The 12954-nt window shown below is 61.8% G+C and carries 11 protein-coding genes; 3 read left to right on the top strand and 8 right to left on the bottom strand.

The annotated features are described in order from the left end of the window. Position 1: 1 nt before the first annotated feature. From BGI01S_RS23940 to BGI01S_RS23975, 8 genes are all read right to left on the bottom strand, one after another. Positions 2-3220, bottom strand: a complete 3219-nt coding sequence (locus BGI01S_RS23940) for an efflux RND transporter permease subunit (RefSeq protein WP_042328567.1) — start codon at positions 3218-3220, stop codon at positions 2-4. 13 nt (positions 3221-3233) lie between these two features. Beyond that, complete coding sequence (locus tag BGI01S_RS23945; RefSeq protein WP_084585480.1) at positions 3234-4547, bottom strand: efflux RND transporter periplasmic adaptor subunit; 1314 nt, start codon at positions 4545-4547, stop codon at positions 3234-3236. A gap of 16 nt (positions 4548-4563) precedes the next feature. Then, positions 4564-4956, bottom strand: coding sequence for a hypothetical protein (locus tag BGI01S_RS23950; RefSeq protein WP_042328635.1), 393 nt, complete (start codon positions 4954-4956; stop codon positions 4564-4566). 203 nt (positions 4957-5159) lie between these two features. Continuing rightward, the gene (locus BGI01S_RS23955; RefSeq protein WP_042328568.1) at positions 5160-5546 is read right to left on the bottom strand and encodes a response regulator transcription factor; all 387 of its coding nucleotides are present in this window, start codon (positions 5544-5546) and stop codon (positions 5160-5162) included. Positions 5547-5708: 162 nt separating this feature from the next. After that, on the bottom strand, positions 5709-6332 hold the full coding sequence (locus tag BGI01S_RS23960) for a response regulator transcription factor (protein ID WP_042328569.1): 624 nt from the start codon (positions 6330-6332) through the stop codon (positions 5709-5711). Further along, the gene (locus BGI01S_RS23965; RefSeq protein ID WP_232624438.1) at positions 6329-7438 is read right to left on the bottom strand and encodes a PAS domain-containing sensor histidine kinase; all 1110 of its coding nucleotides are present in this window, start codon (positions 7436-7438) and stop codon (positions 6329-6331) included. Before BGI01S_RS23965 ends, BGI01S_RS23960 begins: the two co-directional genes overlap by 4 nt. Before the next feature lie 1321 nt (positions 7439-8759). After that, positions 8760-9347, bottom strand: a complete 588-nt coding sequence (locus BGI01S_RS23970) for a BPSL1445 family SYLF domain-containing lipoprotein (RefSeq protein WP_042328570.1) — start codon at positions 9345-9347, stop codon at positions 8760-8762. 343 nt (positions 9348-9690) lie between these two features. Next, the gene (locus tag BGI01S_RS23975; protein WP_042328571.1) at positions 9691-10371 is read right to left on the bottom strand and encodes a membrane protein; all 681 of its coding nucleotides are present in this window, start codon (positions 10369-10371) and stop codon (positions 9691-9693) included. Positions 10372-10617: 246 nt separating this feature from the next. Between BGI01S_RS23975 and ppk2 the strand changes: the two genes are divergently transcribed. From ppk2 to BGI01S_RS23990, 3 genes are all read left to right on the top strand, one after another. Next, positions 10618-11433 (top strand): polyphosphate kinase 2, encoded by an 816-nt coding sequence (gene ppk2, locus BGI01S_RS23980; RefSeq protein WP_042328573.1) that lies wholly within the window; start codon positions 10618-10620, stop codon positions 11431-11433. Between the two features lie 278 nt (positions 11434-11711). After that, a complete protein-coding gene (locus BGI01S_RS23985; RefSeq protein ID WP_042328574.1) occupies positions 11712-12428 on the top strand; it encodes a hypothetical protein in 717 nt (238 codons plus the stop codon). 30 nt (positions 12429-12458) lie between these two features. Next, the gene (locus BGI01S_RS23990) at positions 12459-12935 is read left to right on the top strand and encodes a YsnF/AvaK domain-containing protein (protein ID WP_042328575.1); all 477 of its coding nucleotides are present in this window, start codon (positions 12459-12461) and stop codon (positions 12933-12935) included. The last annotated feature ends 19 nt before the right edge of the window (positions 12936-12954 follow it).

Here is a 12954-nt window from a genome sequence, read left to right on the forward strand (position 1 = left end):
GTCAATTGCTCTCTTGCGATGGCGCGCGCGGCGGCAAGCCGGGCTCCGCCGCGGTCGAATCCGGCCCTGCCGCGGCCGCGCCCTTGTCCGGTGTCGGCTTGCCGCCGCGCGAGCGCGACGACATCGATTCGAGCAGGTAATAGAACATCGGAATGAAGAACACAGCGATAGCGGTCGCGCCGAGCATGCCGCCGATCACACCCGTACCGATCGAATGGCGGCTGTTGGCCGACGCGCCGGTCGCGATCGCGAGCGGCACGCAGCCGAGAATGAACGCGAGCGATGTCATCACGATCGGACGCAGCCGCTCTTCGGCCGCCGTCATCGTCGAGTCGAGCACCGACGCGCCGGTCTCGCGGTTCAGCACCGCGAATTCGAAGATCAGGATCGCGTTCTTGGCGGCGAGCGCGACCAGCATGGTCAGGCCGATCTGGAAGTACACGTCGTTGTTCAGGCCGCGTAGCAGAATCGCGAGCAGTGCACCGAAGAGTGCGAACGGCACCGCCATCAGCACGCCGACCGGCAGGCTCCATTTCTCGTACTGCGCGGCGAGGATCAGGAACACCATCACGAGGCCGAACACGAACACGAGTCCCGACGTGCCGCCCGATTGCCGTTCCTCATACGCCTCGCCGCTCCACGCAACGTCATAGCCGGACGGCATTTGCGCGGCCAGTTCCTCCAGGGTCGAGATCACCTGGCCGGAACTGAATCCGGGCGCGGCATTCGCCGTAATCTTGATGGCCGGGAAATTATTGAAGCGCGTGACCAGATCGGGACCGACGACGAACCGGTAGGTCGCCACCGACGTGATCGGCAGCATCGCGCCGGTCTTGCTGCGCACGAAGATCTGATCGAGGTCGGCGGGCTTCAACCGGTACGACGGCTCCGCTTGCAGGATCACCTGCCACAGCCGGCTCGAACGGTTGAACTGCGACACGTAGAGCGAGCCGAACATCGTCTGCATCGAGCTATATGCGTCTTCGACCGGCACGCCGAGCGTCTCGGACTTGTCGCGGTCCACCTCCACCAGCAATTGCCGCGACGACGCGTTGAACGTCATCGTCACGCCGGTCAGCTCCGGACGCTGCCGCGCTTTCTGCACGAACTCCTGCGCGACCTCCGCGAGTTGCGCGATGCTCGCGTCGCCCTTGCTCTGAATCCACACTTCCGTGCCGCCGGTCGTGCCGAGACCGGGAATCGACGGCGGGTTGACCGGAAACACCACGCCCTCCTTCACATCAGCGAAGTGACGGTACGCGTCGAGCAGCACCGTGCGGGCGTTCTGCGTCCTGATGTTCGCGGACGTGTAGCGGTCTTCGAAACTCTTCAGACCGACGAAGAACGTGCTCGAATTGTTCTTGTTCTGGCTGTCGAGGAGGCTGAAACCGTCGACCACCGTGATGCTGCCGACCGCCTCCTGTTTCATGAAGTAGTCGGTCACCTTCTGCGAGACCTCGCCGGTGCGATCGAGGCTCGCCGCGTCGGGCATGATCACCGCGCCGAGCAGATAGCCCTGATCTTCCGGCGGCAGGAACGCCGACGGAATCGACCGCACCATGAGTACCGAGAGGACGATCATGCCCACGAAAAACAGCAGCGCAAAAATGAAGCGCTTGATCAGCAGTCTGACCGCGCGCGAGTAGCCCGAGGTCATCTGCGCGAACTTGTTGTCGAACCAGCGGAAAAAGCCCTTCTTCTCGTGATGCGTGTTCTTCAGCAGCAACGCGGCGAGCGCCGGCGACAAGGTCAGCGCGACAATGCCGGACAACACCACCGAGATCGCGATCGTAATGGCGAACTGCTTGTACATCTGCCCCGTGATGCCGCCGAGAAAGGCCACCGGCACGAACACCGCGCACAACACCAGCACGATCGCGACGACCGGTCCCGCGACCTCATCCATCGCCTTTTTAGCGGCGTCTTTGGGACTCAGTTTGAACACCGTCATGTTTCGCTCGACGTTCTCGATCACGACGATCGCATCGTCCACGACGATCCCGATCGCGAGCACCATCCCGAACAGGGTCAGCATGTTGATCGAGAAGCCCAGCAGCAGCATGAACATGCAGGTGCCGACAATCGAAACCGGTACCGCCACGACCGGAATCAGCGTCGCGCGAAGGCTTTGCAGAAACACGAACACGACAATGACGACGAGCACCAGCGCTTCGAAGAACGTGTGAATGACGTCGGAGATCGAAGCCCGGGTGAACTCGGTCGTATCCATCGCTATTTCATACTTCAGCCCTTCGGGGAAAGACTTGTTCAGCTCCTCCAGCGTCGCGCGAACCTTCTTCGAGACTTCGAGCGCATTGGCGCCCGGCTGCTGATAAACGGCGAGCACGGTCGCGGGTTTGCCCTGAAACCGGCTGCGAATCGAGTAGTCCTTCTGCCCCAGTTCGGCGCGCCCGATGTCCCTGATGCGCACGATCGCCGCGCCGCCGCTGGCCGCGCGCACGATGATGTTCTCGAACTGCGACGGCTCGGCCAGGCGGCCGGTCGTCGTCACGGCGAACGACTGCTCGACCGACTGGCCCGTCGGCGATTGCCCGATGCTGCCCACCGCGAACTGCTGGTTCTGGTTCGCCACCACCTTCTGCACGTCGGCGGCGGTCACGCCGAGTTGCGCCATCCGGTCTGGCTTGAGCCAGATACGCATCGCGTAATCCGGATTGCCGAAAATGCTGGACTGGTTCGCGCCCGGCACGCGCTTGATCGCGTCCAGCACGTAGATGTTCGTGAAGTTCGCGATGTAGACCGAATCGTAGCGGTCGGTAGGCGAATAAACCGCGATCACCATCATGAACGCGGAGGACTTCTTCTGCACCTGAATGCCTTGCGACTGAACCGATTGCGGAAGCTGCGGCAACGCGAGATTCACGCGGTTCTGCACGTCGACCTGAGCCAGTTCCGGATTCGTGCCGATCTCGAAGAAAGCATTGATGGTCAGGTTGCCGGTGGATGAACTCGACGAGTTCATATAGATCATGTTGTCCGCGCCGTTGACCTGCTGCTCGATCGGCGCGGCGACGTTGTTCGCCACGACCTCGGCGTTGGCGCCCGGATAGGTGGCCGAGATGGTGATCTGCGGCGGCGTGATGTCCGGGTATTGCGCGACCGGCAACGAGAACATGGCCAACGCGCCGCCCAGCGTAATGACGATCGAAATGACCGATGCGAAAATCGGACGATCGATGCAGTAGTGCGAGATGCTCATATCGGCCGCCCTGTCATTGGGTCGCACCGTTGCGGGTTCCCTGCGCCGCCCCCTGAGCTTGCGTGGAGGGCGCGGGCGTCGAGCTTTCAGATCCGGCTGCCGCCGCGGGCGCCGCCGCGCCGGATGCGGGAGCCGGTCCTTTGACGATCTTCAGCGAGCTCCCCGGCGAGACCCGCAGCGCGCCGTCCACCACGATGCGCTCGCCCGGCTTGAGACCGTCCGACACGAACCAGTCCTCGCCGTGCCAATCGCCCACTTCGATGACGCGCTGCCGTGCTTTCGACTGATCGTCGACGACCCAGACGAAGTGGCTCTTCGAGCCTTGCAGGACGGCGCGCTGGGGCACAAGAATCGAGCTGGGCCGGATCGCGCCGGAAACACGCGCCTTCACGAACTGGCCGGGGCGCAACATCCCCTTCGGATTGGCGAAAACGGCGCGCACCAAGAAGGTCCCCGTCTCGGTGTTGAACGCAGGATTCGCAAAGTCGATGCGCCCCGACTGTGAGAACACCGAACCATCGGCCAGAATCAGGTTGACGATGAAATCGTTGTGCGCCGGGAATTTCAACTGACCCGCTGCAATCTGGTCCCGGTACTTCAGCATCTCGTTCTCGGAGATGCTGAAGTTCACCCACATCGGGTCGAGTTGATAGACGTAGGTCAGCAGGCCGTTCGCGGTGGCCGTCACATAACTGCCATCCTGTTGACGCGCGAAGCTCGATAGACCCATGAGCGGAGACTTGATCGTCGTGTAGCCGAGATTCAGTTGCGCGGTCTGCACTTCCCCTTGCGCGGCGATGACAGCGGCGGCCGACTGCTTCTCGTTGCCGATCGCGTCGTCGAGATCTTTCTTGCTCAACGCGTTCTGAGCGGCGAGCGGCTCCACGCGCGCGAGATTCGCCCGCGCAACCTGCAAGCGCGCCTGCTGCTGCGCGAGCTGTCCCTTGGCGGTTTGCAGCGCGGCCTCAAACGGCTTGCTGTCCATCTGGAACATCGTCTGTCCCGCCTTCACCACCGCCCCTTCGACATACAGGCGTTTGTCGAGAAAGCCGTCCACCCGCGCGCGAATCTCGACCTCGCGAGAGCTCTGCGTTTGAGCGGTAAATTCGAAATCGACCGGGGTGTCCTGCTGGACGACGGTGGTGACGGTCACTTCCGGCGCGCTCGCCGCCGGCGCGGCGGGCTGCTTCTTGCAACCGGCGAGCAGCGCCGTCGCCGCGATCAGCAGCAGCAGCGCGCGCCCCGAGCGACGCAAACCGCCGGACGTGTCGGCGGGCCCGCGCGATGACGAACACGGCGCGGTGGGGAGGATGGGGAGGGTTTTCATTGCGAGACCCGCTCCATCACAAGACCGTACAGTTGCCGAACAGCACGAGCGCTTCCGAGTAATTGCCGATCGTCAACGTCATCGATCCGTCCGTCGAATCGAGGATGAGGGTCCATCCGTACCCCATCTCGACGCCGTTCATGATGATTTCGTTGGCGTCCTTGCTGGCGATATGCATCGGCGTCGTGCGCGTCGGTCCGGTGATGACCTGCTTGTTGAAGTCGAGAGAGAGAAATCGGGGCGCGCCGACATCCGCGGGCAACGAGCGGGTGCAGGTGAGTCCGGGATCGCATGCGTGCGCGTCGATCGTCGCGCACAGCAGCGGCTTGCTGCCGTCGAAGTCGGCGGCCGACGTATCCAGTGCGACAATGCTCAGTAAAATCGTGAGTAAAACGGACCCGGATTTCATCGCGTACTCCCGCATTTTCTTTGAACGCTGCGCGCGCAGTGAACCGGCGCGTGCGTGGACAACCGGCGCACGCGTCAGATCAGGTAGCCGCGCATCCGCTTCGAAGTGTCCGATCGACACGCTGACGTAGCTCAGTTTGGTAGCTGCAATACCGCGCGGCAATCGGACCTTAGTCCCATATCGCGCGGTGGGGTACGCGTGCTTCAGGCGCGCGGCGCGCCGCCTATCGCGGCCTGCACCACCTCGATCAGACTGGCCGCATCGAACGGTTTGCGCAGATACGCCACTGCGCCCGACGCAAGCGCGGCAACGCGAACGGAAGGCTCGTCGTGCGCGGTGATCATGACGACCGGCAAACCCAGCGGCACGAGCCGACGCTGAACTTCCAGTCCGCCGGTGCCCGGCATCTGAACGTCCAGAACGACGCACGCGGGCCGGTATGACGGATCTGTCGACAGCGCATTCAGAAACTCGTCGCCACCTGAAAACGTCTCCGCGTCGATTCCAGCGGCGCGCAGCAGACGCTTGATGGCCCGGCAAACCGATTCGTCATCGTCGACCACAGCAACGATTGGGTTGAGGTTGACCATATGACGGCGCGAACACGCGGTCGCTCCATGAGTAGACCATTGGAGCTTTCAGCCTAACGGGACAGACGCGAACGAGATATAGGACTTTGGTCCACTAGCGGCGCCGGTCGCAACGAATGAGTCCGGGCGACGCTCGGGGCGCGCCGCTCGGACCATGCGGGACTACTTGTCGTTGGCCGCGTAGAGTCCGACTTTTTCCGCAAGCCGGACGAGTTCGACGATCGAGCGCGCCTTCATCTTCTCCATCACGCGCGCCCGATGAATCTTGATGGTCTTTTCGGCCGCGCCAAGATCGCTCGCGACCTGCTTGTTCAGACGCCCCGTTAGAACGAGCGCCATGACTTCGCGCTCGCGGCGCGTGAGATGATTGACGCGCTCCTGCAGCTCCGCCGTTTCGCTTCTTTTCGCAAACTCGATGCAGGCGCGTTCGAGCGCACGATCTATCGCGGCGAGCAACAACGATTCGCACACTGGCTTGGGCAGAAAATCGAGCGCGCCGCCCTTCATGGCCTCGACGCTCGAACTGACGTCGCCACGCCCGGTCAGAAAAACGATGGGGACGCGCTGGTTGAGATTGCGCTGCACGTCCAGTCCGGTCATGCCCGGCATCTGCAGATCGAGAACGACGCATGCAGGTGTACTGACCAGATCGGCCTCGTCCAGAAAGGCTTCCGCACTCTCGAAAGATTCGACGTGATAACCCGAAGCGCGTAGCAGCCGGGCGAGCGCGCATCGCACCCGCTCATCGTCGTCGACGATAAAGACACGGGCGGCGCCCGGACTCACGACGGCCGGTGGTGGTCTCGTCGCAGGTCCGCACCCTGTGGCAATGCTATGTGAAATGACGCTCCCTTGTCCTCGTTGTTCTCCGCCCATAGCTGGCCTCCGTGCGCCGTCACGATCGTGCGGCTGATAGACAGACCCAGTCCTAGTCCCTGAGGTTTGGTGGTGAAAAATGGCCTGAATATTTTGCTCATCTTCTCGGCGCTCAACCCCGGACCCCGGTCTTTCACCGTGATCCGTACGCCGCCCGCCGGTTCTTCCCGTACCGTCGTCTCGATCACGCGATCCTTCGGCTCGCATTCCTTTACCGCATCGAAGGCGTTAAGCAGCAGATTGAGTACGACCTGCTGCAGTTGAACCTTGTCGCCGAATACCATCGACAGAGACTCGGCAATGTCGAATTGCGTGCGGACCCGTCGCGCGGTCGCATCGCCATGCACGAGCAGAGCAATGTCGCGGACTACGCCGCCCACGTTCACCGGCTGCAGCTCCACGTCGCCTTTTCGCACCATCGTGCGGATCTTCCGGATCACTTCGCTCGCGCGACAGTTATCCAGAATGATGTCGTCCACCGCTTCGCGCAGTTCCTCCCTGTTGATGTTCTTCGAATCGATGAATTTCTGCGCGGCCTGCGCGTTGCTCAGAATCGCGGTAAGCGGCTGGTTCAGTTCGTGTGCAAGCGAACTCGCCAGTTCCCCCAACGACGCCACTCGCGCCAGATGCGTGAGTTCCTTGTGGTTCCGATCCACTTCGCGACACGCATTGCGGCTCGATACCGTGACGATCTGCAAGATCTCGTTGGACGCGCGATATTGGGTCGTCGCGGTTTCCACGTGGAAACCCTCACCGTCACTGCGCCGCGCGAAGCGCATTTGCGTGCGTGCGTCTTCGGCGATGCTGTTTCCGACGCCATCGTTCACGGCCGCCGGCGAACGGAAATCGCGCAAGCCACGGATCGGAAATAGCAGCTCGGTCGACGCGCCAATCAATTCTTTTCTGGTGTAGCCGAATAGTTGCGTGGTGCTGGCGTTCGCGAAAGCTATCCGGTTCTGCGAATCGACCGCGAGAGTGCAGACGGGCAAGATTTCCAGCGCGTCCTTCAACGACATTTTCTCGTCCAACGTCATCCCACGTCGCGGACGTGCGCTTGCGCGCAGCCATGCCACGCATGCGCCTGCGTATCTGCGCCAGCGCGGCGTCGAACGGACAAGCGCGGTTTCAGCGGCAGCGACGCGCATGCCGGACCCAGGCTCCGGCGCTGCCGGACTCCGATGTTCCGGAGCACGAATCGAGTGAGGGCTGGAGCTTAAGAGCGATGCGTCCCGCTGCGGGCTCTGAGGCAGACGGCGCTGTTGCACATAGCAGGCCATAGCCAATCCGGCCACGCCTTGCATCAGGCCTTTTCCATGCACAATCAGATTGATCATCGGTATCTCCGTCACCAATGCTTAGTGCATGTATCAGGTCAACACTCCCGCAACATCGGGCCTGCCGGATTACACCACCCGGTCCTATTCCGTGGCCGATTGCGTCGTACGTCGGTAATCTGGAAACAGTATAGGATCATCAAGCGTCGTTTTCAGAATAAATAGGCGCAACTTTTACGGGTTCGCCTGTTACTGTAGGCTAAGGTATCCGGTATTTTCTGACATACATCAGCATTGCCGGAGTATCGGCAATTTGATTCCATAGCTGGTCAATTATCGATTCGCCTTTCGAGAGGTTCGATAAACCGACCGCACGGTCCTTTGTATTTTTCCGGAGAGCGTTCGGCGACTCCTCGCTGGAATCATCTCCTGGTCCGCCTTTCAGGGGTACCGCATGCTTTATGTTTTTTCAGGAAACGATTTCGCGGCGGCATTCGAGTGGCGTCAATCACGTTTTCCGTGTGTGCATACATACGTCCTCGCGAGGAATAGCGTGTCAAAAATCTCGAACGACTTGAGCTACGCTCGTGGTTAACCCCTTGGCCCAATCCAACATGTATAGGGGGACCATTAACTCGCATGCGGCGCTTTCGAGCAACTCTCAACGCCGTGTAATTGATATTGAAGCGGTCGCTTCGATCCGGCACTAAAAGTCGCCGACGCCGCGCGCCAATTCGGCGCCAGGTTTTCAAATGGAGTGGGACGCCGTCATACCTATTAACGGAAAAGTCGGCGTCGAAATTCAGCGAAGCTGCTTTGCAGAGAGACGCAGCGCAGCGGAGCGAGAGGCTTCATCGCAGTGTGCGTTGTTTGCGGCGTCGAACAGGCACGCGCGTCGAGAAGAACACGGGCGGCTTGCCGAGCCTCGCGTTTGCGTCGGTCTGGCGGAATAGCCGGGAGCCTCGCAGTGGGCTCCCCGCCATCCGCCATTGCAGAGTAGCGAAACGATTACACGGTCGGTGACAACCACGCTCGATCCGGCATGGCGGCACAGTCTCGCGCGTTATATGTCGAGCCTCGTCACCTTCGTGCCGGCGAGCGACAAATCCGCCATCAAACCCGCGTTGGTCAATACGAGTGCCACGACTTGCGAAGTCGCCGACGTCGTGTCGATTGCGCCATTGGCGCCCACTTTCGCGACCGACACCCCCATGTCCGCGCCGGCCGACCAGCCCGACGAGTTACGGAACTTGTCCAGCGCGTCCTTCGTCATGAACAGGAAGATGATCGCGGTCGACTGGACGCCGGCCTGAAATCCGAATGAAGCGGCGGTCGTACTGTAGTAGCCGACCGTCGCGCCGCCGACCCGCAACGCCCCCTCGCCGTACTCGCCACCGACAATGAAGGCCGCTTTTTTCACCGACGGGAAAACCAGCACGCCTTGGGCCTTCGACATGAGTTCATTCGAACCCTTTACCGTCGACGTCAATCGCGACAACGTTCCGTTCACGGCCGCATCGATCTCCTGCCGCTTCGATGCGTTGGTTTCCGGACTCTTGCCGCTGCCGGATGTCATGGTGCAACCCGCCAGGGCCGCGCTCGCAGTAACACCTGAAATCGCGATCGTTTGCACAAAGTTCCGTCTGTTCATTATCGACCTCCATTGTGGTTACAGTGCGAATCGCCAGTCCCCGAGGTCCGGCCGCTTCGGTCCCTTGCTCTGTCACAATCCGGCAGTAAGTTGCAGTGCTGCTCGTGTTGCCGGTCCATCGCCCGCTTCATGCGCGGAGCCGTGAAGCGCGTCGCCGCTTCTGCTTCGCACAGCACGGATGGCCGTATTCCGCCGGACCTGTCGAACCGGAAAGTCTTCGGCGGGTGGCAACGGCGGCGGCAACATCTCCGCTTCCATGATGTCACGGCGAGGCAATTGGGAAATCGGACCTTGGTCTTACAGACAGCTAGCGACGACGCCAGGCGCGACAGCCGTCCGCGGATCATCCGCCGAGCGAAATGATCGCGACGGTCAGCGCGACGCCCAGCGCGGCCATCGCCAGCCCCGCTTTCCAGCCGCTGAACCCGGCGTGATAACCGAGCGCCATCCCACTGCCGAACAACATGGCGATGGTCAGCACTCGCGAAACGATCAACGCCGTGGGGACGTCGCTAAACAGCACGAAGGGCAATGCAACCGGAAACGTCGACGCCACCACGATCACGAAGATGCCCACCGCGCCGATCACGTCGTCGCGCACGAAGACCGGGCGTCGCGGCAAATCCGGTAGCGTGGCCACGCGCGCACGGATGAGCTCGAGCTCCGTATCGGCGATCAGCGGTGTAATCCAGGGAGGCAATGCCTTGCGCAGCGCGCGAACGCCGGCGGCCGCGTCCGACTGATGCTTGATAGTCCACGCGAGCGTCAACCGCCGACCGCGATTGGTCAACGTGCGGACGAGAAACATCACCGCGTCGGCGAGACCCCACGCGAGGTTGCAACCCAGCGCCGTGTAGAACATTTTTCGCCCGGCGCCTTCGCCGGCGGTCGCGGCCGACACCGCGCCGACGAACGTGAGCGCCATGAAGAGACCAAAGCACAATTCCGACACCCGGTCGACGGTATCGAGAACCGGCTCGCGAGCGTCGTTGCCTTGCTGATCCGTTAGACCGGTAACGTCCATGAGATCTCCCGCCGCGATGACCGACGTCTGAGTCCGTGGCGATGGCCGCGATCGGGCCAGTGCGTTGCAGTCGATCCGGCGACGATCGCCGAATCGACGATCCACTGGCAGACTCGTACAGCATAAGGTCCACCAACCGCCGCCGGTATTGGACCAAGGTCGTATGGCCTTCGCGCGTGCCGCGCCCTACATTGCGAAAAGATCGTTGGATAGCGATCCCGTTCACGTACGCGCGGAGACATGGTAATGGCGAAGACCGAGGCGACAGGCGACCCACCCGTCGAAAACAAATCACTGTCGTACAAGGAGTACCGGAAGGCGTTGTTCCAGTTGCACGTCGAACTGGTCAAGCTTCAGGAATGGGTGGTGCAAACGGGCAGCAAGGTCTGCATCGTTTTCGAAGGACGCGATGGCGCGGGCAAAGGCGGCACGATCAAGGCGCTCACCGAGCGCGTGAGTCCGCGCGTGTTTCGCGTCGTCGCGCTGCCCGCACCGAGCGAGCGCGAAAAAAGCCAGATGTACGTGCAGCGCTATCTGCCGCATTTACCAGCGGCCGGGGAAGTCGTGATCTTCGACCGCAGCTGGTACAACCGCGCGGGCGTCGAACGGGTGATGGGCTTCTGTACCGATGAGGAAGCGCAGAGTTTCCTCGCAGCCGTACCGCTCGTCGAGCAGGCGATCGTCGAGTCCGGCGTGATCCTCCTCAAATACTGGCTGGAGGTCAGTCCCGAGGAACAGACGCGCCGTCTCGAAGCGCGCATTCACGACGGTCGCAAAGTGTGGAAGCTCACGGATATGGATTTGAAATCCTATAGCCGCTGGTATGAGTACTCGCGTGCGCGCGACGCGATGTTCGAAGCGTCGGACACGGAGATCGCGTCGTGGTATGTGGCGAACTCGAACGACAAGCGGCGCGTGCGGTTGAACATCATTAGCGATGTGCTGAGCAGGATTCCGTACGAGCAGATGCCCCGCAAGAAGGTGACGCTGCCGAAGCGGCAGAAAGCTCACGGCTATCAGGAGCCGGATTATCCGTTCAAGTATGTCATTGAGCGATTCTGAGTAGGGGCGGGTGCAATCCCGCCGGATTGACCCGCGCGTTGTCAAACGTGCGATTCCCCCCTGCATGCACCGTTGAAGCGCAAGGTGATTTCCTCGCGAAGCCTGCGAGCGCACGCGCGAGATTTTCCCATCGGTAGCCGTCGACGTGATCTCTTCTCCTCAATTGAACTGAGGTACGGCGCCCGCACAGCCAGGTACACCCGTTGCGCTATCAGATTGCCACTAAACGGAGCCTTCGCTCCTGTCATTCCACGCATTGCAACCTTGCAGGTATATCTATGAGACTCCTCACTATCCAGGGCGGTCTACCCCGTGTGTCATGGGGTTCCGTCATCGCGGGCGTCATTCTTTCCCTGACCGTCTATCTCATCCTCAGTGTGCTCGGCGCGGCGATCGGAATGTCCGCGCTTTCTCCACTGTCCCGCCCCAACCCGCTGCAAGGTTTTGGTTTCGGGTCCGGCGCCTATCTGATCGTGATGACGGTCATCGCGGTGTTTATCGGCTCCTACTTCGCGGGTCGCTGCGCGCCCGTGCTCGGTTGGCTTCACGGCCTGCTGGCGTGGGCCGTCATGATTCTCCTCGTGGTGTATAGCGCCACGTCGTTGATCGGAAGCGCTGTCAGCGCCGCGGGAAGCCTCGCGTCGACCGGCGCGACAGTCGGCGCGGCGGCCAGTCCGTCGGGTTCCGTGGGCGCGATGACCAACTCGTTGACGCAACGGGCGCAGGGCGCGATTGCCTCTGCCACCGCTGAAGCGTCGAGTCCGCAAGCGCAAGCCGATGCACGTCAGGCCGCCGACACCGCGGCACGCGGCGTAGCGCGCGCGTCGTGGTTTTCGTTTGCCGCACTGCTGGTCGGCGCGATCATCTCCATCGTTTCGGGTCATGCAGGCTTTCGCCATCAACCGCCGTTCGAAGAAGCCGGCGGCGGATCGAGCGATGACGTCGTCGCGCGCCGCCAACCGGTCCGCGCGACGCCGGCGCAACCGGCCCGTTGATCGGCGCTATTGGCGACCCATGGAGCTGCGATGACCGACAGCAAGGAAGCAGCCAACCGCGCCGCCACACAGACCGCTGCGCCGACGAGCGTCACCGCCGTCGAGCAGCGGCTGCGGGTCGATGTCGCGGAACAGGAAACGGCAACGGTCCGCGTTCGAACCATTGTCCACAAGGAGCTGACGGAAATACCGGTGGTACTGCAGCGCCGCGCCGTCACGATCGAGCGTGTGCCCGTCAACCGGTTTGTCGATTCCGAGTTCGAACCGTTCCGTCAAGGCGATGTTCTGATCGTCCCGGTCTTCGAATATGTTCCGGTGACCGAAATGAAATTGATGCTGAAGGAAGAAGTCCGCATCGGCCTCGAAACAACTGAAGTAGCGAGCGTGCACGAGGCCGAAGTGCAACGGCAGGAGCTCGTCGTGGAGCGGCGAACCGGAACCGATGGAGACTGGATCGCGCAACCCGCGGCACCGTCCTCCGAAGATGGTGAGCAGTCGGCGTTTTGAAGAACAGCAGGTCATTCTG

This window comes from Paraburkholderia ginsengisoli NBRC 100965 (assembly GCF_000739735.1).
Lineage (GTDB): Bacteria > Pseudomonadota > Gammaproteobacteria > Burkholderiales > Burkholderiaceae > Paraburkholderia > Paraburkholderia ginsengisoli.

Coding starts and splice junctions, on each gene's coding strand:
- BGI01S_RS23990 (WP_042328575.1), top strand. CDS start 12,459: ATGACCGACAGCAAGGAAGCAGCCAACCGCGCCGCCACACAGACCGCT.
- BGI01S_RS23970 (WP_042328570.1), bottom strand. CDS start 9,347: ATGAACAGACGGAACTTTGTGCAAACGATCGCGATTTCAGGTGTTACT.
- BGI01S_RS23975 (WP_042328571.1), bottom strand. CDS start 10,371: ATGGACGTTACCGGTCTAACGGATCAGCAAGGCAACGACGCTCGCGAG.
- BGI01S_RS23955 (WP_042328568.1), bottom strand. CDS start 5,546: ATGGTCAACCTCAACCCAATCGTTGCTGTGGTCGACGATGACGAATCG.
- BGI01S_RS23985 (WP_042328574.1), top strand. CDS start 11,712: ATGAGACTCCTCACTATCCAGGGCGGTCTACCCCGTGTGTCATGGGGT.
- BGI01S_RS23950 (WP_042328635.1), bottom strand. CDS start 4,956: ATGAAATCCGGGTCCGTTTTACTCACGATTTTACTGAGCATTGTCGCA.
- BGI01S_RS23965 (WP_232624438.1), bottom strand. CDS start 7,438: ATGTCGTTGAAGGACGCGCTGGAAATCTTGCCCGTCTGCACTCTCGCG.
- ppk2 (WP_042328573.1), top strand. CDS start 10,618: ATGGCGAAGACCGAGGCGACAGGCGACCCACCCGTCGAAAACAAATCA.
- BGI01S_RS23945 (WP_084585480.1), bottom strand. CDS start 4,547: ATGAAAACCCTCCCCATCCTCCCCACCGCGCCGTGTTCGTCATCGCGC.
- BGI01S_RS23940 (WP_042328567.1), bottom strand. CDS start 3,220: ATGAGCATCTCGCACTACTGCATCGATCGTCCGATTTTCGCATCGGTC.